The 21,276-nt window shown below is 59.3% G+C and carries 22 protein-coding genes; 3 read left to right on the top strand and 19 right to left on the bottom strand.

Annotated elements, in window-relative coordinates; translation table 11 throughout:
• The first annotated feature begins 31 nt into the window (after positions 1-31).
• Complete coding sequence (locus MOP87_RS21420; RefSeq protein WP_027913247.1) at positions 32-802, top strand: MetQ/NlpA family ABC transporter substrate-binding protein; 771 nt, start codon at positions 32-34, stop codon at positions 800-802.
• A 126-nt stretch (positions 803-928) separates the two neighbouring features.
• Here the strand turns inward: MOP87_RS21420 and MOP87_RS21415 are convergent, their stop codons facing one another.
• The gene (locus tag MOP87_RS21415; RefSeq protein WP_206405052.1) at positions 929-1,561 is read right to left on the bottom strand and encodes an SCO family protein; all 633 of its coding nucleotides are present in this window, start codon (positions 1,559-1,561) and stop codon (positions 929-931) included.
• A gap of 356 nt (positions 1,562-1,917) precedes the next feature.
• On the opposite strand from MOP87_RS21415, the gene MOP87_RS21410 reads away from it, so the two are divergent.
• On the top strand, positions 1,918-2,559 hold the full coding sequence (locus tag MOP87_RS21410; RefSeq protein WP_027913249.1) for a hypothetical protein: 642 nt from the start codon (positions 1,918-1,920) through the stop codon (positions 2,557-2,559).
• A gap of 53 nt (positions 2,560-2,612) precedes the next feature.
• Here MOP87_RS21410 and MOP87_RS21405 read toward each other — a convergent pair whose 3' ends face one another.
• The 12 genes from MOP87_RS21405 to MOP87_RS21350 all read right to left on the bottom strand — a co-directional run bounded on the left by MOP87_RS21405 (position 2,613) and on the right by MOP87_RS21350 (position 15,419).
• Complete coding sequence (locus MOP87_RS21405; RefSeq protein ID WP_132579013.1) at positions 2,613-4,145, bottom strand: SulP family inorganic anion transporter; 1,533 nt, start codon at positions 4,143-4,145, stop codon at positions 2,613-2,615.
• Between the two features lie 190 nt (positions 4,146-4,335).
• Positions 4,336-5,055: a carbonic anhydrase gene (locus MOP87_RS21400; protein ID WP_023532649.1), complete on the bottom strand. Its 720-nt coding sequence runs from the start codon at positions 5,053-5,055 to the stop codon at positions 4,336-4,338.
• A gap of 286 nt (positions 5,056-5,341) precedes the next feature.
• A complete protein-coding gene (gene traF, locus MOP87_RS21395) occupies positions 5,342-5,881 on the bottom strand; it encodes a conjugative transfer signal peptidase TraF (RefSeq protein WP_027913251.1) in 540 nt (179 codons plus the stop codon).
• Complete coding sequence (locus tag MOP87_RS21390) at positions 5,878-7,716, bottom strand: type IV secretory system conjugative DNA transfer family protein (RefSeq protein ID WP_027913252.1); 1,839 nt, start codon at positions 7,714-7,716, stop codon at positions 5,878-5,880. The genes traF and MOP87_RS21390 overlap by 4 nt, the downstream gene beginning before the upstream one ends.
• A 46-nt stretch (positions 7,717-7,762) precedes the next feature.
• On the bottom strand, positions 7,763-8,302 hold the full coding sequence (locus tag MOP87_RS21385; protein WP_023532599.1) for an IncP plasmid survival protein KfrC family protein: 540 nt from the start codon (positions 8,300-8,302) through the stop codon (positions 7,763-7,765).
• A gap of 10 nt (positions 8,303-8,312) precedes the next feature.
• Positions 8,313-9,074 (bottom strand): TraX family protein, encoded by a 762-nt coding sequence (locus MOP87_RS21380; RefSeq protein ID WP_242809968.1) that lies wholly within the window; start codon positions 9,072-9,074, stop codon positions 8,313-8,315.
• Entirely contained in the window at positions 9,071-10,771 is a 1,701-nt protein-coding gene (locus MOP87_RS21375) for a DUF2235 domain-containing protein (RefSeq protein WP_145278678.1), read from the bottom strand. The genes MOP87_RS21380 and MOP87_RS21375 overlap by 4 nt, the downstream gene beginning before the upstream one ends.
• 69 nt (positions 10,772-10,840) lie before the next feature.
• Positions 10,841-11,428 (bottom strand): hypothetical protein, encoded by a 588-nt coding sequence (locus tag MOP87_RS21370; protein WP_231977362.1) that lies wholly within the window; start codon positions 11,426-11,428, stop codon positions 10,841-10,843.
• A gap of 245 nt (positions 11,429-11,673) precedes the next feature.
• Entirely contained in the window at positions 11,674-12,144 is a 471-nt protein-coding gene (locus MOP87_RS21365) for a hypothetical protein (protein WP_027913255.1), read from the bottom strand.
• A 107-nt stretch (positions 12,145-12,251) separates the two neighbouring features.
• On the bottom strand, positions 12,252-13,946 hold the full coding sequence (locus MOP87_RS21360) for a DUF2235 domain-containing protein (RefSeq protein WP_059183493.1): 1,695 nt from the start codon (positions 13,944-13,946) through the stop codon (positions 12,252-12,254).
• Positions 13,947-14,006: 60 nt separating this feature from the next.
• Complete coding sequence (locus MOP87_RS21355; protein ID WP_027913256.1) at positions 14,007-14,465, bottom strand: hypothetical protein; 459 nt, start codon at positions 14,463-14,465, stop codon at positions 14,007-14,009.
• A gap of 348 nt (positions 14,466-14,813) precedes the next feature.
• Positions 14,814-15,419 carry a muramidase gene (locus MOP87_RS21350; protein WP_111475821.1) on the bottom strand — a complete coding sequence of 202 codons (606 nt, stop codon included), beginning with the start codon at positions 15,417-15,419 and terminating at the stop codon, positions 14,814-14,816.
• Between MOP87_RS21350 and MOP87_RS21345 the strand changes: the two genes are divergently transcribed.
• Positions 15,412-15,723 (top strand): hypothetical protein, encoded by a 312-nt coding sequence (locus tag MOP87_RS21345; RefSeq protein ID WP_241194853.1) that lies wholly within the window; start codon positions 15,412-15,414, stop codon positions 15,721-15,723. The genes MOP87_RS21350 and MOP87_RS21345 overlap by 8 nt on opposite strands.
• 31 nt (positions 15,724-15,754) lie before the next feature.
• Here MOP87_RS21345 and trbL read toward each other — a convergent pair whose 3' ends face one another.
• From trbL to trbG, 6 genes are read right to left on the bottom strand one after another with little or no spacing between them, the layout of a single operon-like run.
• The gene (gene trbL, locus MOP87_RS21340) at positions 15,755-17,458 is read right to left on the bottom strand and encodes a P-type conjugative transfer protein TrbL (protein ID WP_242809967.1); all 1,704 of its coding nucleotides are present in this window, start codon (positions 17,456-17,458) and stop codon (positions 15,755-15,757) included.
• Between the two features lie 15 nt (positions 17,459-17,473).
• Positions 17,474-17,719 (bottom strand): entry exclusion lipoprotein TrbK, encoded by a 246-nt coding sequence (trbK, locus tag MOP87_RS21335; protein ID WP_111475819.1) that lies wholly within the window; start codon positions 17,717-17,719, stop codon positions 17,474-17,476.
• A 10-nt stretch (positions 17,720-17,729) separates the two neighbouring features.
• Entirely contained in the window at positions 17,730-18,509 is a 780-nt protein-coding gene (trbJ, locus tag MOP87_RS21330; protein WP_033694858.1) for a P-type conjugative transfer protein TrbJ, read from the bottom strand.
• A 23-nt stretch (positions 18,510-18,532) separates the two neighbouring features.
• Entirely contained in the window at positions 18,533-19,930 is a 1,398-nt protein-coding gene (locus tag MOP87_RS21325; protein ID WP_027913260.1) for a TrbI/VirB10 family protein, read from the bottom strand.
• Between the two features lie 6 nt (positions 19,931-19,936).
• The gene (locus MOP87_RS21320; protein ID WP_081728179.1) at positions 19,937-20,380 is read right to left on the bottom strand and encodes a hypothetical protein; all 444 of its coding nucleotides are present in this window, start codon (positions 20,378-20,380) and stop codon (positions 19,937-19,939) included.
• A 2-nt stretch (positions 20,381-20,382) separates the two neighbouring features.
• Positions 20,383-21,273 carry a P-type conjugative transfer protein TrbG gene (gene trbG / locus MOP87_RS21315; RefSeq protein ID WP_023532808.1) on the bottom strand — a complete coding sequence of 297 codons (891 nt, stop codon included), beginning with the start codon at positions 21,271-21,273 and terminating at the stop codon, positions 20,383-20,385.
• Positions 21,274-21,276: the final 3 nt, after the last annotated feature.

Genomic DNA, 21,276 nt, shown 5'->3' with positions numbered 1-21,276 from the left:
GGGCCGTCGCGGCCCTCACAAGGAGTGATCAATGAAGAAGCTGCTTGCTGTCGCTGCCGCCATCGCGGCCTTCTCGGCCCAGGCCGATACCCTCACCGTCGCCGCTACGCCGGTACCGCATGCCGAGATTCTCAATGTGGTCAAGCCGCTGCTGGCCAAGCAAGGGGTGGAGCTGAAGGTGAAGGAATTCACCGACTACATCCAGCCAAACGTACAGGTGGCGGAAAAGCGTCTGGACGCCAACTTCTTCCAGCACCAGCCTTACCTCGATGAGTTCAACAAGGCCAAGGGCACTGACCTGGTGAGCGTGACTGGCGTGCACATCGAACCGCTGGGCGTTTACTCCACCAAGATCAAGAAGCTCGACGAACTCCCGTCCGGCGCCACCGTAGTCATCCCCAACGATGCCACCAACGGTGGCCGTGCTCTGCTGCTGCTGGACAAGGCTGGTGTCATCAAGCTCAAGGACAACACCAACATCCTCTCCACTGTGAAAGACGTTGCCGAGAACCCGAAGAACATCAAGTTCCGCGAACTTGAAGCGGCCACCATCCCGCGCGTGCTGACCCAGGTCGATGCCGCCCTGATCAACACCAACTATGCACTGGAAGCCAAGCTGAACCCGGAAAAGGATGCGCTGGCCATCGAGGGCAGCGATTCGCCTTACGTGAACATCCTCGTCGCGCGTCCGGACAACAAGGACAGCGAGGACATGAAGAAGCTGGCAGCCGCTCTGCATTCGCCTGAGGTGAAGCAGTTCATCACCGAGAAGTACAAAGGCGCTGTAGTACCCGCGTTCTGAGCCTGCGCCCTGGGTCGCCTGGCGACCCAGGGTAAGGTTGCTACTGGCGCGTGACACAAGCACGGGGGCAATGCGCCTGTGCTATCGCCCCAGAGGCCAGGCCCCGCGCAGGGCCCTGAGCGATGCTCAGTCGCCCTGGACCAGACCAGGTAGGCGGGCCACCAATTTCTGGCTGTCGAACGGCGCACGAATGAAGCCACGCTGACGGCCGTCCGGGCCGACGATGGCCAGGTTGCCGCTGTGGTCCACGGTGTAACCGGGCTTGCTGGTATCGGCTGGGATGAAGGGAATGCTGAGCGCATTGGCCAGCTTCTGAGTGTCTTCCACGGAACCGGCCAGCCCCATGAAGTCCTTGTCGAAATAACCCAGGTACTGCTTGAGCTGGTTCGGCGTGTCGCGGTTGGGGTCCACGCTCACCAATACCACCTGCAAGCGGTCCAGCGCCTGCTTGGGCAGTTCACTCTTTACCTGCCGCAGCTGCGCCAACGTGGTGGGGCAGATGTCCGGGCAGTAGGTATAGCCGAAGAACAGCAGCGACCACTTGCCTTTCAGCTGGTCCAGCTGCACCGGCTGGCCATCCTGGTTGGTCATGGTCACGCCAGCCACCGTCCGGCTTTGCGGCAGCAGGATGATGCCAGCATCGATAAGCTCGGTGGCGCTCGGGGCGTGTTTGGCGTTGAGCACATTGTTGAGGATCAGGCCCATGATCACAACGATCAGGGCAGCGATGATGAAGACGGCTTTCTGGGTTCGGGTCATGGGCTCGGTAACAGGTTGAGGTCGACGATCGCTGTGGCGAACAGCGCACAAGGTAGGCAGTAGGGTACGCGATGCCGACATGCTGCGCATGCGGCGCGGCGCCACGGCCTGCACTGGCCTTTTCAGGCTGCCCGGAAGGATCAGCACGGTGGGCGAGGCTCTTCATGAAATGAACTTCATCCGCCGCCTCAAGGCTCTAAACCGGTGTAATTGAAGGAAAACCGTCAGGCAGGGAACGCCATATATGCTGGATGCCACAGGGATTGGATCCGTTTATAACAAATGGATCTTAACTTAATTGAATATCCAGCTAAGTTAGTGTCTTCCGTTTGAAACGTTTTGTCCTTGGAGTTGTCATGAACATCGCTGCTGTACGCGAGCAGGTGAATCAAGCCCATCAACATGAAGGCCAGACCGGCCAGCTGAAAAAACGTCTCGCGCTGCAACTGCCGCACCTGCACCCGTCCATTCAATTGCCGGAGCAGGGTGCTCAGGACACGCTGGCGCGCTTTGTGGGTGCCTACATCGATCAAGTGCCGGAACTGCTCGAAGCGGCTCATGAGGTGGCGCGTGAAGCCGGCATCGAGTCGCAGATCACGCCGGTGCTGAAGATTGCCGAGGCTTACTTCCTGCAGCCGCCCAGCGTGATGCAAGGGCATGTCGGCCTGGACTGCCTGTTGGATGAGGCCTATCTGGCCCATCGCCTGGTGGAGGAGGTGAACGACCTGTACATCCGGCACTTCCAGCAGCCGCTCATCCCCGTCGATACCACCGTTGCCAACCTGATCGCTCACCAGCTGATCGGCGAGGCGTTCGCCAATCAGCTCGACGAAGTGGTGCACCATTCGGTCGATGAAATGCTCGACGACGAGAGCTTCGCCGCCGAATCCGTAGAGGCCTACCGCGAGAAGCTGAGCAGCCCTGAAACCGGCGCCGCCTGGAAACGTTGGCCTTGCTTGTCACGTCAGCTGGGCGTGGAGCTCGGCCAGCCAGCCTGAGCAGGGCCAGGCTGGCTGTTCTTGCGATGGCCGGCCTGGGCCACGGCCCGCTGTCAGGCGCCGACGCCGGACGTGGTACGTAACCGTCCCTCTACCCGCCGTTTCAAGCGCTTGTGCTCGACGCGAAGCTTGGAGCCATTGGCTGCATTGCTGCGGCTCCAGTCTTCGAGTAATTCCAGGCAGGCGTGGTCGATGTAACTGAGGTTGCCCAGCGGCACATGCAAGGTGGTGCCGGCCGGTACGCCGTCGAGCACCTTGGTCAGCGCCGGCACCTTGAGGAAGGTGGCCGCGCCGCTCAGGCGAAGTTCCATGTGCCCGGCCTTGGGCAGGTCCACCAGATTGATCTTCAGGCGTGCTGCCTTTAAGGCGAGCTTGAGCAACGTCAGGGCAAAGCCCAGCAAGACGCCCGTGAGCAGGTCGGTGAAGATGATCGCCAAGGCGGTGGCCGCATAGGTGAACATCGGCATCCGGCCATAGCGTCCAAGGCCCCGGAAGGCTTTGAGATCGACCAGTTTTATCCCGGTAAACACCAGCACCCCGGCCAGGCTTGCAATCGGGATCTGCTGCAAGATGCTGCTGAGCACCACCACGAACGCCAACAGCCACACGCCATGCAGAATCGCCGAAGCCCGGGTTTGTGCGCCGGCCTGAACGTTGGCCGAGCTACGCACGATCACGCCGGTCATGGGCAGCGCGCCCAGTACGCCACACAGCATGTTGCCGATGCCTTGGGCCGAGAGTTCCCGGTCGAAATCCGAGCGCTGGCCACTGTGCATGCGGTCCACCGCTGCGGCGGACAACAAGGTTTCGGCGCTGGCGATGAATGCCAGTGCGAAGGCAGCCACCAGCAGGCTAGGGTCGGTCAGTTTCATCAGGTCATCGAGCCGAATCCAGTCGATGGCCTCGGACAAGTCCGCCGGTACCTCCACGCGGTTCACCGGCAGCGCCAGCCACAGGCTGATGGCAGTCATGGCTGTCACGCCCAGCAATGCCCCCGGAATGAAGCGCAAACGCTGTGGCCGCAACCGTTCCCAGCCCCACATGATGACCATGGTACCCAACCCCAATGCACCGGCCTGCCAACCCATGCCTGCGCTTTCCAGTGGCAATGCCCCAGCGACGGTTGCGGGGAACGCCAGCAGGTTCTGCATGCCCGACGGCTGAGGCGCCGTGTCGAACATCACATGGACCTGCGACAGCACGATCAGTACCCCGATACCCGCCAGCATGCCGTACACCACCGCAGGCGCCGTCACTCGAAACCAGCAGCCCAGGCGCAGGCGCCCGGCCAGCAACTGCAGTATCCCTGCCAGGAGCAGAATCGGCCCGAGCATGGCCATGCCGTGCTGGCGCACCAACTCAAAGACCAACACCGCCAGCCCAGCTGCCGGTCCGCTGACCTGCAACGGGGAACCGGCAAGAAAACCGACGACAATGCCGCCGATGATACCGGTGATCAGTCCCTTGGCCGGCGGCATACCGGAGGCAATCGCAATGCCCATGCACAAGGGCAGGGCCACCAGAAAGACCACTACCGAGGCCAGCAACTCACGCGGCAGGGCCGCTTTCAGCTGTGTAATGTTCACCGTATTACTCCTTTCTCTATCGCACGGCCATTCCTCTGGCCGCGGGCACGTTTAGCCCCGACAGGCGCGCGGCAGCAAGCCGCCAGCGCAGAAGCCGGCACACCAGTCAGGGAATTCAGGGCAGCAGACGGCCACGCCACACCCCAGCGGGGTGTAGCCGGCCATCAAGGTTCAGCGGTGGTCGGGTCGCTTAGTAGCGGCCTCTCGGAGTAGCGCAGGGCACTGGCTGGTCTGCCGACAACGGCAGGAAGCTGTCGCTCAAGGCGTCGTAGGCTTCGATCTTGCTCGTCTCGATGTCGTACACCCAACCATGGATATACAGCTCGCCAGCGGCAAGGCGCGAAGCAACGGAGGGGTGCGTACGCAGGTGATGCAGCTGGGCGATGACGTTTTCCTTGGTCAGCACCTGCATGTTCTCGTGCTCGGTTTCGCACGTGCAGTTGTTCTCGACCACGGTGCGGGCTACTTCGGCATGACGCAGCCATGCGCTGACGGTCGGCATCTTGGCCAGCGACTGCGGGTTGAGCACGGCGCGCATGGCGCCGCAGTCGGAGTGACCGCACACGATGATGTGATGCACCTTCAACGCCATGACGGCGTATTCGATGGCGCTGGAAACGCCGCCGTTCATCTGGCCATAAGGCGGGACCACGTTGCCGACGTTGCGAGTAACGAACAGATCGCCCGGCGAGCTTTGCGTGATCAGCTCCGGCACGATGCGCGAGTCGGCGCAGGTAATGAACATGGCGCGCGGCGTTTGCGCCGTGGCGAGCTTCTTGAACAGCTCTTGCTGCTCAGGAAAAACGTCATGATGAAAGCGCAGGAAGCCGTCGACAATGTGCTTCAGGGCGGCATCGGCGCTCTCCGCAGGGACCTGCGGCACGACCTTGGATGGGTCCTTTACGGGCATGATTCATCCTCTTGACGGTGAGTAGGCAAATCCATTTTACCGGTGAAAGATTCTGGCAATGCTGGGATTTAGATGACAGGCATTGAGCATAAATCACAGTCGGTGTGGACTGATTTCCTACGCTAGCCGGGAAAACTTAACTGAAACTTAATTCGGAGGCTCTAGAACGGGCGTTCCAGATGATCAGGAGGGAGTTTCAATAGTAGCAAAAAAGCATCAATTGCCAAGTACCATGACTGCAATTATTTGCTCGGATTAGTGAGGCTGGGGATTAAGGCCCCAGCGCTCAACGTGGCTCGCGCTGCCATACCAGCCAAGGCCTGACCACTTCGTTCACTTGCTTGCGTGGCAAGACACCGAAATAGCGACCGTCGAACGACAGGCTGCTGTAGTCGGAGAGCAGAAGCACCTCGCTGCCCGCCAGGCGCAGGTGAGCCTGAGGCGGGCGTGGCAGGCTCCGCCCACTGGGGTCCTTGGCCAGCGGCTGGCTGCGCACCTGCAACTGACCATTGACCCGCACGCCCGTCTCGGCGAAGTCCACCTCGTCATCCGCCACGGCCACAAGGCGCTTGAGCATGTGCATGTAGCCGCCAGGGCATGTCCCGCTGCCCACATAGCCACGGCTATGGGCCAAATCGAACAAGGGCTGCTCTGGCGGGCAGAACATCACCAAGTCGCCCTTGGCCGGCGTCTTGTCGACTACCCAATAGATACCGGGCGGGAAACTGCTGGTCACATTGATCCTGGCGCCGCAGTGCAGCGCCAGGGGCAGCAACAGGAAACACAGGATGGCCAAGGCGGCGGCCACGCTCAGCGGACGTTTCATGCCGGGGTCACAGTGTCCCGTAGATCGATGGTGCGATCGCTCTCGCGCGGCGCAGGCACCTTGGCGCGGGCCAGGAAGATCGGGTCCTGGAAGTACAACGGCTGCTTGCCATAGAAGGCTGGGTAACCTGCGCAGTACACCACCATGTCCCCGGCTTCCTGAATGTTGCCTTGGCTGTCCTTGCGCGGGCCGGGCATGCGCAGGGCTTCGTCGGTGGTGAGCAAGGGGCGCTGGACCTCCTGGATGGTGCGCGAAACCTGCCCGAGCAACGCACTGGAGCGGCGCCCGCTGGTGGTGATCTGCTCTTTCACGATGGTGGTCTGGCCTGTCAGCTTGGACAGGTGCTCGGCCGTTTCCACGCGGTTAGGCGGGTAGGCGTTCTGGATATGGCAGTTGGAGGTGATGCTCTCGTTCTGCCCGTAGAACTCCTGCAACTGCGACAAGTCCTGGATGATCAGGTAGCACTTGATGCCGTAACCGGCCACGAACGCCAACGACTCCTGCATGATGTCCAGCTTGCCCAGGCTTGGGAACTCATCGAGCATCATCAACAGGCGGTGCTTGTAATGGGCCTTGGGCCGGCCGTCCTCGAAGTCCATCTTGTCGGCCAGCAGCCGCACGATCATGTTCACCAGGATTCGCACCAGCGGGCGCAGGCGCGCCTTGTCGTTGGGCTGGGTGATGATGAACAGGCTGACCGGGTCGTCGTGGTTCATCAGGTCGCGGATCTTGAACTCCGAGCGCGCCACGTTGCGGGCCACGATCGGGTCGCGGAACAGCGACAGGTAGGACTTGGCGGTAGACAGCACCGAGCCGGCTTCCTCGGCCGGCCGATCGAGCATGTCGCGCGCGGCAGAGCCCACCAGCGGGTGGTTTTCGCCGTCCAGGTGACCGTAATGGGTCATCTCTTCCCACAACTCCGCAATGGGCCGGGAGGGATCGGCCAGCATGGCATCGAGCATCGGCAGGCTGGCCACGCCCCCTTCATCCTGGGCGCGGTAGCACAGGTGCAGGATGCAGCCGACCAGCATGGCCTGGGAGGTCTTCTGCCAGTGGTCGTTCAGGCCCTTGCCGTCAGGGTCGACGATCAGCGTGGCCAGGTTCTGCACATCACCCACCTCGAACTCGGTGCCCAGGCGGATCTCTTCCAGCGGGTTCCAACCCACACAGCCATTGGCGGTTGCCGGTTCGAACCGTAGCACGCGGTTGCCCGCATGCTGTTGACGCCACCCTGCGGTCAACGCCCACAGCTCACCCTTCAAGTCAGTGATCACGGCGCTGTGCTTCCACGACAGCAAGGTAGGAATCACCAGCCCCACGCCCTTACCACTGCGCGTGGGGGCAAAGGTGAGGATGTGTTCCGGCCCGTTGTGACGCAGGTAATGCAGCTTGTTGCGCTTGTCGAGCCAGGCGCCGACGTACACGCCTTCATCGGCCAGCAAACCCGCGCTCTGGATGTCCTTGTGCCCACCCCAGCGCGCCGAACCGTGCAGGAAGGCGTTGGCCTGGGCACTGTTGTTGGTGATCATGCGCACCACCACCACGGCAATCAGGCCAACCCCTGTGACCAATACCCCGACGGAGCCTGCGGTCATCAGCGCGTCCTGCTGTTCGGTCGACCAGCGAGCGGCCCACACCAGGATCATCCAAGGGGCATAGACCCCGTTGAGGTTAGGCCCAAGGGCGGCGTGATAGTTGAACAGATAGGCGAAATATTGCGTGGCAGTGGCCAACCCGGCGAGCAAAAACGCCAGCGCCAGCAAAGCTTGCCAACGGCTGGCGCCGCCGCGCCTCTCGCCGCGAATTTGCGGCCCAACGGCGTTGTTGTGCTTCATGGATGGGCTCCGGAAAGGATGAAGTGAGTGGGAAAAAGGGTTGGCGTCATGGTGATGGCGTCCGACCACGGCTCAGCTCTTGGGTGAGGCTGCGGCGCTGTGTTTCGGTCAAGCTGCGCTCGGCCTGGCGTTGCAGGCTCCATTGCTCGACCAGTTCAGGTTGCTCGGCTCGCAACTGGCGCGCCGCCATCTCCTCGATACGCGGAGAGTACAGACCCATGCCATGGTGCAGGTCCTGTACCCGTTCCAGGCGCGCCTGCAACTGTTGCAACCGTGCCTGGCAGCGCTGGTTCGCCTGTTCCCAGGCAGCACGTGTGGAGGGCAGGGCGATCATGCCTGGGCGTGAGGCCATGTTCTGCTGCAATTGCGCCTGCTGACGATCGAGCATGTTCTCCAGCCGCTGTTCCAGCGCACCCGCCTGATCGGCTTTCTGCTCCACCAGTTCGCCGAGGGCCTGATCGTAGCGGGCCTGTACCGAACTGCCCTGCAGCAGCGCAGCCTGCTCGGCGGCCAATGCCTGGGCCTGCGCCTCGATACCTTGGCCAGCATCATCCGCCGGCGGGTTGATGGGGGTGGGCATTTTCATCAAGCACTCCTCAAATCAGGAACAGGTAACCGGCCTTGGCCATGGGGATACGGATCAGCCAAAGCGCCGCAAGGTGCAGGGGGTAATAGGCATAGAACAGCCAGCGCCACCGCGGTACGTTCAGTGACAGGCCGCGCGCCAGCAGCACGATGGGCAGGGCAGCCATGGCCCAGGCATTGCCATTGACATAGGTAAGCGATGCCAACGAGAGCACTGCGCCCAGTGCGGCTATCGGATTGGGACGACGGACGAACCAAGTCGTACACAGCCCCAGCAGTACCGCCGGCCACCAGAACTCCACCAGTGCGCCGCCGAGCACGAACACCATCAGTGCCACGAACCACGCCCAGCGTTGGCCTGCCAAGGCGCGCTCGCAGGCGGCCAGGGTAAGCGTGATGACCAGCAGGGTGAAGAGGATGTTCAACGGGTAGTAGCCATACCACAGCCCGCCCAAGGCGATGAACGGCGGCGTGGCGAGCAGGCCGGCGCCCAGCAGGCGCCAGGCGGTACGCCGGTGGCCGCCCTTGTGCCAAGTCGTCGGGCGCGCCAGGTTGTAGCTCAGCACCATCACGAACAGCGGCATCGCGACACGGCCAGCCTCGAACAGATAGGGGAGCGTCTCGTTGAACAGGTACTTGTTCACGTGATCGCCGGTCATCAACAACAATGCCAGCCACTTCAACGCTTCAAGCGCACCGGTCTGAAATCGAACGCCCGGCGCTGCCACCTGATCGGCAGGTGCAGGGGCGCAATGTGCGCTGGTGTGCGTCATCTGCGCATCGCCTGGCCTAGTCCTGTTTCGAGGGAGAGTTTGGGTGTCATGTCGCGCGCGACCTCGCCGAGCCCCTTCTCGTTGACGATGGCCGTGCTTTTACCAATCTGGAAATTACGGTTGGGGTCCACATCACGACGGTCGTGAATCACGAATTGATCGGAGCGCCCCACCTTCTGCAAGATGTGGTGATCATCCATGTCCACGACCATGCCACTGGTGGCAGAGCGGCCCTCTTGCCCAGCGTCGCGAATACTGGCCCCAGGGTTTAGCGACTTAGCCTTTTCCTCCATTGCTTTGTGGGATTCACCACGTTGGCGGGCCTGAGTATCTTCCTCGCCCGGGCGGTTTTTCTGACCGGGTATGGGAACAGGTTGCAGGTTCAGGCTAGAGATGTAGGCCTGGTCGGGCCTGGACTGCGTCATCGCAGCCTTCATGGCTTGGCTCTGCGCCGTAGACTGCGCATTCAACTGCTTGAGCTGCTTGTCGAAGAGGTCGTCGCCCATCTTGTCGACAGTTTGACTGACTTCGGGACGCTTACCCACGAATTCCGCAGCCCGGTTCTTGAGTTGATCGCCGGCTTTCTCAAACCATGTCCCGACCGTCTCCACGCCACGCTGGATCCGCGTTTTGCTCAGCGAGTCGTCGTTTTCAAAAATCACGCCTCGACCATTCGTCTCGTGATCGAACGGCCGAGTCTGGCGATTAGAGCTCAGCACCGTGCCTCGCTCACCGATGAACGGCGTATTGTCCAAGACAATATACGAGCCGTCTTCACCCCGTCCGAATGCCAGATTCCCATCCTTGAGTCGAGAATCGATCAGGGCCTCCTGAACCTTGGCAGGATCTTGAATAATGTCGTTATAGCGTCCGACGCGCTGGAGGTCCTCTTGCAACATTGGCTTGAGATCAAAGCCGGCGTCCTCAAGGCTGTTGTACATATGGGCAAGTGGCCCAGCCGCTAGGTCGTCATCCCTGTACCCGCCACCCACCTGCGAATGCGCACCAGGGAATTTCACCTCTTCGATCTTGGAGTTGTCATCATTGCGCAGTGCACTGGTCAACCGGAACGTACCGCGGTATTCGTTACTGGCCACCAGATGAGTGGTGGAGTCGACGTTCTTGCTGATTTCCAGGTTCTTGCCCAAGTGCTCGTCGGACAAGGCGTTCCCATAGGAAGCAACGGTATCGAAGATCGCCAACTTGTGAACGTGAGCTTGTCCGGGAGGAATCAGATATTCGCCCGTGCTTTTGCCTTGGTCATCGAGCTTGGGCACACCACGATCAATGAACTCGTTGGCCAAGGCACGCGACTGGGCAGCACCACGGCTGAAACCGACGATGTTTACATCGACTTTCTGATCCGGGTATTTGTTGTGGAACGCCACGATGGCGTTGTACGCCTGCTCAACCCGCTCCTGCCCGCCCAGGCCCGTCCCACCTTCCAGTGCCGAGCGAACGGACGTCTGTGCCTGACTGCCGACGCCGTCGAAGTACACCTTCTCGGACTGTCCCGTACGCAAGGTACTGTCGTACTGAGCGGGCTCGTGACCGGAGTTTCTGGCCAAGTTGGTACCTTGGGCATTATCCAGGTCGTACAGGCGAGCCACGTTCGTGTGCATGCCTTTAGGTTGGTCCAGGTCTTTGTTATTCCCGGTGCCATCAAAAAAGACCGAAAATCGCAGAGCGTCGCTCATGTCACGTCCCTATGCAGTTGTAAGGCTTGAGTGTTCGCGAGCCGGCGTGCATACCACGCCGGTACGCGGTCAGGCGTCTCGTTTGTTCAGCGTGATGATGAGATCACGAACTGCATCACCTGCCGCCCCGATGTAACCTTTGTAGAACTCCCTGCCCTGATGCAGTAATGGCGAACCGTCCATCGATTCTGCGGCGGCTTCGACGGTCGCAGAACCGTACTCTTCGCTCATCGCCTCGACACTGCGCGCTCGTGCGGCAGGATCGTCGTAGGGTTTCTGATACCAGCTCGACACTTGGTATTCGACGCCTTCACGTTCGAACTTTTCATTCATGTGCGCCGCCAGTGCGATCAACGACTCACGTATCAGCGTCGGGTCGATATCGTGCGCTTTCATGTACGCCTCAACGCGGACCTGAGCGGCTGCGATCAGGTCACCATGGGTGTAACCCTCCATGGGCGGGAAGACACCGTCGGGGAGCTTCATGCCAGGGGTGTAGGGGTGGTAGGTGTAGTCTTTATCAGCCATGGTTGGCTCCTTTGCTTGAACAGGGGAATTGATCAGCAGCGCTACCAGACTGGTAGTCAGTGCAAAGCCCAGTAGGCCGCCGCGCATTAGTCCACAGCGTCCTTGAGGCCAACGTTTTTTTTGGTTCATCACTCTCCTCCATAATGAGGAATGAAATTCAATGGTATTTTCCATGGTTGAAGTTTGGTCGTTGAGTGGCCTGCGTCCTTCTGAAGTGTTTTTCTGTTGATGCGTTGGCCTCACAAGACAGGCGAAGCCGAGAAGTTATGAGGCTCAGCAGACCAATGTTGCACCAGAACAGGGTGCCTACCTCGACTAAGTCGTGAGAGAACGTTCGACGAGCTTGGTGTCCTCATTCACTCGGCCTGGTGACCCTACACATCCGGTGTGGCGTCTGGCCGTTCCAAGCCAGCGATCAGGTCGTGCACGCCGTCCCCCGCGTTGCTGATGTACTCACGGATAAAATCCCAGTCTTTGTCCAATAACGCAGAGCCTCGCAGAGATTCGGTGGTGGCTCGCACCGCGAGAGCGCCAAAGGTTTCGGCCATGTCAGCAACGCTTCTGCCACGATCCGCCGGGTCCGCATATGGTTTTTGGTACCACGTCGAGATCTGGTACTCGACGTTTTGGGCCTCGAATGCTGGCTTGAGGTAGTTTGCCATTGCCAATAGCGACTCCCGAATCAGCGTGGGGTCCATACCATCCTTGGTCAGTACCGCTTCGGCACGGACTGCCGCCGCGCTTATCAAGTCCTCATGGGTATATCCCTGCATAGGGGGGAAGACCCCATCGGGCAGCTTCATGCCGCGTGTATCGCACGAATAGGCATCGTTTTTTTCAGTCATTTTGGACTCTCAGGTTTGTGGGGTAGCGCCTGCGATCAGGCCGGCAACTGACTGCCGAGCGACGCGTACAACACGTGAACTGGCAAGGTCTGCAGGTCGAGATGGATTTATCTACGCATCGCCTGACCTAGCCCCACATCAAGTTCGATCTTGGGTGGGGTACTACGCCCCAGCTCACCAATACCTTTCTCGTTGACGATGGCTGTACTTTTGCCTACCTGGAAGTTTCGGTTAGGGTCGACGTCACGCCGGTCATGGATCACGAATTGATCAGTCTGACCGACCTTTTGAAGGATATGGTGTTCGTCCATGCCAACGACCATACCGCTGGTAGCCTTGCGCCCGGATTGGGAAGCCTCATTAATAGTTGCTGATGGGCTCATGGCACGAGCCTTATCTTCCATCGCTTTGAACGACTCGTTACGTGGCTGCGAGAGAGGATCCAGTTCCTGGGCGTGCGAAGCAGTTTTGGGAATTGGGACAGGTTGTAATTTTATGCCTTCGATGTAAGTCGCGTTGGGGCGCGATGCCTTCAGGTCGCCCGTCAAATCAGAAACTTGCTTCTGCGCAGCCGCTGCTCTTTCCGCCTGCAGCTGATCAATGACGTCAAGCCCGTCTTGCTTGGCCTGCTTGCGCGTATCAAGCCCGACAAAACGCGATGTGGCTTCCAGCGCATTCTGGCCCAACGCCTTAAGACTGCCACCAAGCCCTTCCAGGCCACGGGTGACGCTGCTGCGGCTCAGGCTGTCGTCGTTCTCGAAAATCACGCCCCTGCCATCGGGTTCGTGATCGAAAGGCCGGCTTTGGCGATCAAAGACATTGAGCGTCCCTCTTTCCAGAGGAAAGGGCTGATTGTCGAGGGTTTTGTAGGCGCCGTTCTCGTCTTGGGAAAATGCCTTTTCACCTTTTATCAGGCGTGAATCAATGAGCGCTGCTTGGACCTTCTGCGGATCCTTTATCAATTCATTGTACTGCTCGACGCGTTGCACATCTTCCTGGTGCATCGGTTTGAGTTCGATGCCTGCCGACTGCAAGCGATCGTACATCACGGCAAGAGGACCCGCGGCCAGCACGTCATTCTGATAGCCACCACCGACCTGCGAGTGGGCGCCTGCGAACTTCAGCTCCTCGATTTTGCCGTTATTGTCATTGCGCAGCGCACTGGTCAACCTGAACGTATCTCGGTATTCGTTCATGGCCACCAAGTGGGTAGTCGAATCGACGTTCTTGCCGATTTCGAGATTCTTGCCCAGGTGCGTGTCTGTAATGGACAGGCCATCGGTGGCCACAGTGTCGAAGATCCCCAGCTTGTTGACGTGCGCTTGCCCAGGGGGAATCAGAAAATCCCCAGTAGGCTTGCCTTGCCCGTCGAGCTTAGGCACGCCGCTTTCAATGAATTTGTTAGCGAGCGCCCTGGACTGCGATGCACCCCTGCTGAAGCCAACGATATTTACGTCAACCTGCTCACCGGGATACTTGTTATGAAAGGCCACGATAGCGTCGTAGGCCTGGTCAACGCGCTCCTGTGCGCCGCGCCCGGTAGCGCCTTCGATGAGCGAGCGCCCTGATGTCTGGCCTTGGCTGCCCACGCCATCGAAATAGATTTTCTCAGACTGGCCCGAACGCTCCTGCGTGTCGTACTGCTGCGGAACATGCCCTGAGTTGCGTGCCAAGTTGGTGCCCTTGGCCGTATCAAGTTCAAAAAGGCGCGCGACGTTAGTCTGCGTACCTTCCGGCGTATTCAGGTCTTTGTTATTCCCGGTGCCATCGAAGTACACCGTAAAGCGCTTGGCATCACTCATTTCATGTCCCTATGGTGCTCGTAGCGCGGTACGGGCTCTCGGTACCGCTCTGGATAACGATCAGGCGCCTGGCTTTTCCAGGCCAGCGATCAAATCGTGAACGCCATCCCCGGCACTGCTGATGTATTCACCAAGCAGCTCCCTGTCTTGGTCCAGCAACGGCGACCCCTTGAGAGATTCAGTTGCGGCCCGGACGGCCAGTGCGCCGAAGGTCTCCGCCATGTCAGCGACGCTTTTGTCGCGATCGGCAGGGTTTGCATAAGGTTTCTGATACCAGGTCGATATCTGGTACTCGACATTCTGGGCTTCAAGCGCCTGGTTGAAGTGCTTGGCTAGCGCTATCAACGATTCGCGTACCAGTGTTGGATCCACGCCACCACGCTTGAGCACGGCCTCGGCACGCTTGGCTGCAGCGCCTACCAAATCTTCGTGTGTATAACCCTGCATAGGTGGGAACACACCCTCTGGTAGCTTCATGCCAGGTGTGTAGGGTTGGTATTGGCCTTGATTGTCTTGCATGGAAATCTCCTTGGCTTGGAGTGCAGAGGAAGTAGCCGGCAGGAGCACGAACGCTCCCAGGACCAGCGTGGCGAGCCAGCTCAGACGCAGGCGAGACCAGCAGCCTTGAATGGCGCTACTTGCAGCGGCGGGAACCCATGTACTCAGAATGTCGGTTCTACTCATTTATCCTCCGTGACCTCCGTCTCCGGATGGCTCTTGACAGGTTGTATTCGCATGGGTCATCCGGCTAAGTTGATCGAAGAATACTGATAAATCCCGAAATTGGGGCCACTACACGCGTATCCAACAACGTGAACAACTCACGGTTTGCGCTGATTGAAATGTCACCGCGCAGTACATTCACTATCATTTGCCGCCCAGCACCAGACCTCGCGGCACATACGCGGTCGCTGCCTTAGGCTGGGCCACGGCTGGCTGCGTTTCAACGACCGGCGTCGCTTCAAAAAAGGTGCTCGCCGCAACGACAGGCGCTTGGCCCGGGGCAGTAGACAAGACGGCGCCTTGTGCTACTTGCTGCGTGGCGAAGCGCTCATCCAGCCAATCGGCCCACCAGGCCGCCCGACGCATCAATTGCTGGCGATAGCGGGCATTGATGGCGGGGGTGCGCGAGTGGTAGTTGGCGACCCGCGTCCACAAGTCGCCACGGTCGTTGCGCACATGGCCGCGCAAGCGCCAAGCCGCCAAGTCGTAGGCATAGCAGCCACCTTGCTCCACATCCTGGGCAGTGATGCCGTAACGGGCGAGCTCGCGTAGGTAGCTGGTGTTGAACTGCATGGGGCCTACGTCGTAGGTGCCATTGGTATTGCGCACCCATTGGCCCGGCTTGCCGCCTTCCTGAGCTGCCACCGCGAGCACGATGTTCACGGGCAGCTCGTACTTAACGGCGGCCATGACCGAGCACACGATGGGCTCTTCGAGTGGCGGGAGCGGAGGCGGGGCGTCGATGGGCATGCGCGTGGGCCTAGATCACTTTGCCAAATTTGTTGTTAATTTCTTTGGTCTTATCCGAGTCAGCTGCTGGGCAGCTATCCAGGAAAGACTGCCTGGCGTTAGCGGTATCGTTCCACTTGATACCACCATGCTTTTTTCTCTTAACGATATTGAAATAGTCGGCTACTGGACCCTCGCAGCCTTCAACGACACCGGTGCCTTTGAGCTTGCCGAACATGCACAGTACTGTGGCGCATGGGTCACCGGCTTGGGCTGGGCTCACAACAGCCAGTGCAAGCGTGGCGGCCAACAGTATTTGAGTTGAGCGTATTGAGTTCTTCACAACGACCTCCAGGTCAGGACAAATCTTGTTTGCGCTCGCTGAAGCTCTTCACTTCTGCGTCGGGGTTGAAGTCACGGCTTTTTGACTGCGTGTCCAAGTTGCCTGATGTACGCTGGCCGCTATTGCTCACTGCCTGAGCCAGCTTACCGCCCGAGCTTTTGTCTACGCGCGCCTGCGCCACACGGCCTGAACCTGAGATTAGATTCGCTGTGGTTTGCAAAGCGACACGTCCCGCATTACCCAACTTACTTGAGGAGGTCTGAGCTGAACCGCTGCCAGCGGTGCTGCCTGCAGCGTCTTTTGAGGCGGAAGAGGTGCTACCCCCCTGAGCAACCGCAGCGCCAGCGGCGGTTGCAGAGTCGTTACTGCCCCCAGCTGTGCTTCCACCTCCAGCGTCAGCGACACTCTCTTGCGCCCCGCCAGCAGATGAACCAGACGACTCTGCACCTGCACTGGTCAAGGACTGTTCGCCTCCGCTAGAGGAGGCGCTTTGTACGCTTCCCGCACTCGATGATGAGGACAGGCCCATCACTGAGCTGAGAGGACTTGATTCCGAACTACTACTTTTGCCGCCAGGTAAACCCGCTTGGCCCCCATTGGTGCCGCCACCCAACATGCCGGAAAGACCGCTAGCCATGCGCGAGCCAATGTCGGAGCCAGATGCGACGCTTGATTGCGCTCCTTTGAATGCGGCATGCACAGCCTGCGCACCACCTATCAGGTTTGCCCCGCCGCTGGCGACTGCAGATGCACCCTTTCCAGCCATCGAAACAGCGGTAGTTGCCGCACCCACTACCGCGCCTGCGCTAAAGTTTCCGATGCCCGATGAAGCACTGCCTGCGCCACCTACCAGCGCTGCAATCATGGGCGGAATTTTGTGAACAAGTAAAAGTAGCAGCACAGAGACTACGAGCATCACAGCCAGCTCTTGCACTGCCATTTTGTCGCTGATGCGGTTAGCGAAGTCTTCAATGAAACGTTTGCCAATGGCGACAAGAAGGACCATCGAAAACAGCTGGGCCCCGACACCTAATACCGCTCGGTAATAGTTCAAGGCGATATCAGAAGTCCATCGCGAGCCGCCGAAGCCCAAGAAAAACACACCGGCATACAATAAGAACCAACTCGATGCCAGAAGTATTAGCAGGTTGATACCCACTACGGCCAGGACGACCAGAACAACGATTGCCATTAGTTCCATAGTGATCTGCCGGCCCATTTGGTACCAGCTCAGCTTATCAGTCGCTTTAACTGTCCGGTCATAGAGTTCGAACCCTATGTCGACAATGGTAGACGGCTGGAGATCAGTAGTACCAATATTACCGGTTGTCGATCCCAGTTCGCTCAATGATCTCACGATGCTCTCAGCCAATTGGAGGCCCTGCATGGCATTTCTCAGTAACCACCAAAACAACCCGAACACCACCAGAAACCGGATCAGCTCTGCGAAAAACTCGCCAATGTCGGCTTTTTTGAGCAGCATGAGCCCAAACGTCCACACCATGGAAATCACGGTCAGTGCCAAAAACAGCCGTTCAGCAGCAGCCTGAATGGCGGGCAACCATTCCTGGGTGGCATCACGGAAGCGATGGAGCACTTCGTTCATGATTCCCGAGCTGCCTAACCCGGGGCCCGCCGCTTGAGCCACCGCCGGGATTGACAGAATGGCGAGGATAGCCAAGGCGTTTACGAACAAATCCCGACGTTTGCCAAGCATAAAACTCATTCCTTACTAGAAATCGTCTTTCGGACTTTTCTTAAATTCCCAATCCGTCATTTTTTTGGAAGACAAGAAACTATCACAGTTGGCTTTGAACTCATTTTTACTGGCCTCTTTCGAAAGTTCTGCAAGGACTTTTTCGTACATAACGGGCGAGCAGTTTTCAGCCGTAGCCTGCGGTACGTCTTCGCCAAAGCAACCTGCCAGCAACCCGGCAGTGACCAGCACGAGGGCAGCTTTTACGCTAAACACTTTCATAACTTCTCCATTAAAAATCATCTTTAGGGCTCTTTTTATAAGTCCAATCGGTGAGCCTGCGATTCTGGGCTTCGCCACGTGCTCGCTCATCGAGCTCTGCAGCATGACGGTTGGCTTCGGCGGTTTGCTGCGCCAGCATCAAGGTACGCAGTTGAAGTAGCTGATTGGCCTGCTGGCTAGACAGTTGGTTGGCATATTGAATGGCCTTCACTTGTCCATCGGCAGTGGTGGCGGCCTGTTGGAGCCTCTCAAGCTGCCGAGCGTCCGCTTTCAGGTTTTCTTGCTGCTGTTTGATGCTCTTGAACATCCCATCGTTTGCGTTTTTCTGGGATGCAGTGGCCATGTCCTGTTGTTTCTGAATGGCCGCCTCGTCTTCAGCTGAGCATCCGCCGCTCCCATAGCAGGGGGAGTTCCTGTAGTAGCTTGTATCCTGGAACTTATCCAAATAGGAATCGAAACTACCCGCCTGATTGGTGTAGTAGTCCAGCATATCCTGGGCACGCATCAGTTTGTTGATCGTGTTGTTCGCTTCATCCCAGATATAAGCTGCAGGGGCGACAGTATTCTTGATCATGTTTTCGTACTGATCAAGCTGTGTCTTGTATTGGTTAACCTGCGTTGCATACTCTTCGATCTGCTTTGCCGTCTGGGCAATGCTTTCAATAGAAGTGACCTTATTAAGCGCCACATTCGCTCCATCGATCACTGGAATCCCAGCATGGGCTTGCAGGGCGAGCCCGATACCAGCCACTAAGCCCAGAGCCGATTTAAACGCGGTAGGTCTGTTCATAGTCCTCTCCTTGACTTAGTCCATCAGTAGTCAAACGATTGATAAGGCTTGGAAAACGTAAGGTCTTTGGTGACCATCACGTTGAAACGGAATCCAGGGCGAATCTCGAGGGTGGGGGCGATATTCAGGTTCTTGGCGATCATCTGGGCCGTCACCTGACCCAACTGCTGACCCAGTGCTTCGCTCATGGCGCTGCTGGCACTCTCGCGCTGATTGCCGCCACCAAAACTGCTGCTGTTGTTCTGGTCTTGGCTCAAGCTGATACCGGCCACTACGCCGGACATCAGGAAGGCAGACCCGAAGAGTCGCACATAGTGGTTATTGACTTGATCGCTCAGACCGGAATAGCCCAGGCCGTCCGCTCCAGGCATCGCGCCGATATCCATCGCCTTGCCATCTGGAAAAATGATGCGCTGCCAGGCAACCAGTACTCGCGCCTGACCATAGGCCACCTCGCTGGAGTACGACCCCACCAGCCGCGCGCCCTGAGGCACCAACAAGTGCTTGCCGGTCGCAGTGTCATAGACGCCCTGAGTGACCTGCCCAATGATCTGCCCTGGCAAGTCGGAGTTGATCCCAGACACCAGCATCGCGGGAATAATGAAGCCGGCGCGCAACTCGTAAGGGCTTCTCGGTGCCTCCACTTTCGAATTCAGTGCCCAACGGTCTTCGCTCCCACCTGCGGCGAACTGGTCGTAGCCCGCATTGCGAGCGGATGAAGGCGTTACTCTAAACGGCGAGTCATCGTCGCCGTCAGCGCCACCACCGACGCCGCCCATGCCTGCACGACGCAGTTCGGCCATGCGGGCCTTGAAGGCGCTGTTTGGATCACTTCGCGCCTGTTCATCCAACCGTTGGCGTGCAGCCGCAATGTTTGCGAGCGCGTCCTGAGGGCCCAGCGGACCATGAGTCGGTTGAGAGGATGCTGCGCTACGCGGTGCTTGCACCTGAACGGTGCTCCTGGCCCGCACTGCCTCCTGGAACTGCTGCGCCTTCATTACGCGAATGCGTTGCAACTCGTCCGCATTCACATCTGGCTGCGACGCACGCGGAGGCAATGGCGGCGCATCAAGGTTGTCCGGGCGCACCACCTGAAGCCGCTCAGGTTCGCGCGCGGGCGCGTTGTCGAGCACTGGCACTTTTGGCGGTTCTGCCTTGCTTGGGATGATCCCGTCCGAGTCCATACCGCTGATCTGACTGGCAAACAGGCTACTGTTGCCCGTTTTTTCACTCTTCTTGTCCTTCGGCTCGCTCTGCTCACCCGACCGATCCGCTGCCACCAGCATCATGATCAGCAGGAAGATAGCGGTCGCAGCACCGATGATGTACATCGGCCAGTTGTTCACGCGGCGCACACCGCTGCTGCGGTTCAGCTTGCCAGGGGAGGCATCCGGGGACATGGCATCGTTAGCTTTACTCATCCCATGTCACTCCTTGCGAACCCAGACGCCAGCAGCCAGCAGGCGATCGTTCTGTACGCCATAGGCACGGCTCAGGGTTTCAGGGCCGACCCGCAGGATCACCCGCAGTAGCTGGGTGTCTTTGGGGGTGTCGACCACGTAGTTCAGCGGCAGCGCAGGTACCACGCCGCGCGCAGCAGGCGCTGGCTGCGCCTTGGGGTCGAACTCCTGCACGGAATAGCCCGAGGCGCGCAGAGTGCTCAACAGGGCAGTACCGAAGCCATCACGGGTTTCCTGAGCAAACCGCAAGCGGGTGCTGGCAGGCGGGTGCACCACCGCCAACTGGCGAACGGTGGCCTGCGCCAGCTGCTGGTTGACCGCAGGCGATGTGCGCTCGGCGAAGTTGCCATAAGGCCCGTTGGCACAGGCGGCCAGCCACAGGGTGGCGAACAGTGCTAGACAAGCGCGCATGCTCATTTACCCCGCTGGATGGTGACACGGTCCTGGGACTTGCCCACGCCGGCAATCAGGATGGCTTTGTCGAACACGGTGTCAACAATGTAACGGTCGCCCTGGATGCGGTAGTTGACCATCACGGTCTCATCATCCCGGAACCAGCCGCCGTCCTTGCGCACCACCATCAGCGACGGGGCCTCGGTTTGGGCTACGGTTTGCGGCATCTGGATGATGGTCTTGCTGCCATCGTTATAAACCCGCACGGGTTTCCAGGCAGTGTCGCCTTCGACGGTGTAGTCGAAGCTCAGGTTACCCAGGTATTCGCCGGTTTCGGGGATGGTCGCGCGCTTGCGCTCGGTGGTTTCGCGCTGCTTGATCATGTTCCACTTCGCCAGCGCTTCTTCCGGATAGGTGAAGGCCACCTGCGGCATGTACTGGGTGCGGTGCGAGCGGAGCTTGAAGTGGTAGGTGCGGCGGTTGGTGGTGACCACCAGCGACGTCTCCAGCCCCACGTCCATGGGCTTGATGATCAGGTGTTGTACTTCGCTCGGGCCCACACCGGTGATGGCCGGCTCGACGGTCCAGCGTGCAGTGTCACCCAGGTTGATCGAGTTGACCTGCTCACCGGCTTGCAGGGCGATGTCGCACACCTGCAACACGGCGCAGACGATGCTCGGCTGCTGGGCACCGAAGATGAAGCGGGCAGTACCATCGCCGCCATCGACCGGCTTGATGCCAGTGGCACTGGCCTGCTGCCAACGCTGGGAAATGGCCAGGGCGGCCTTTTCCTGCGGGGTCAAGGTGGGGTTGGCGTCCGAGAAGTACAGGTCGGCCTGACTGGTGCCGGGCGCGGCCTGAACGAACGCAGGCAGTGCGGCGGCGAGCAAAGCGCAAAGATAACGGTTCATGGT

This window comes from Pseudomonas sp. I3-I5 (assembly GCF_022699445.1).
In the GTDB taxonomy this organism is placed as follows: Bacteria; Pseudomonadota; Gammaproteobacteria; order Pseudomonadales; family Pseudomonadaceae; genus Aquipseudomonas; species Aquipseudomonas fulva.
The sequence above is the reverse complement of the archived record's forward strand: the minus strand, read 5'-3'. Positions and strand labels throughout refer to the sequence as shown.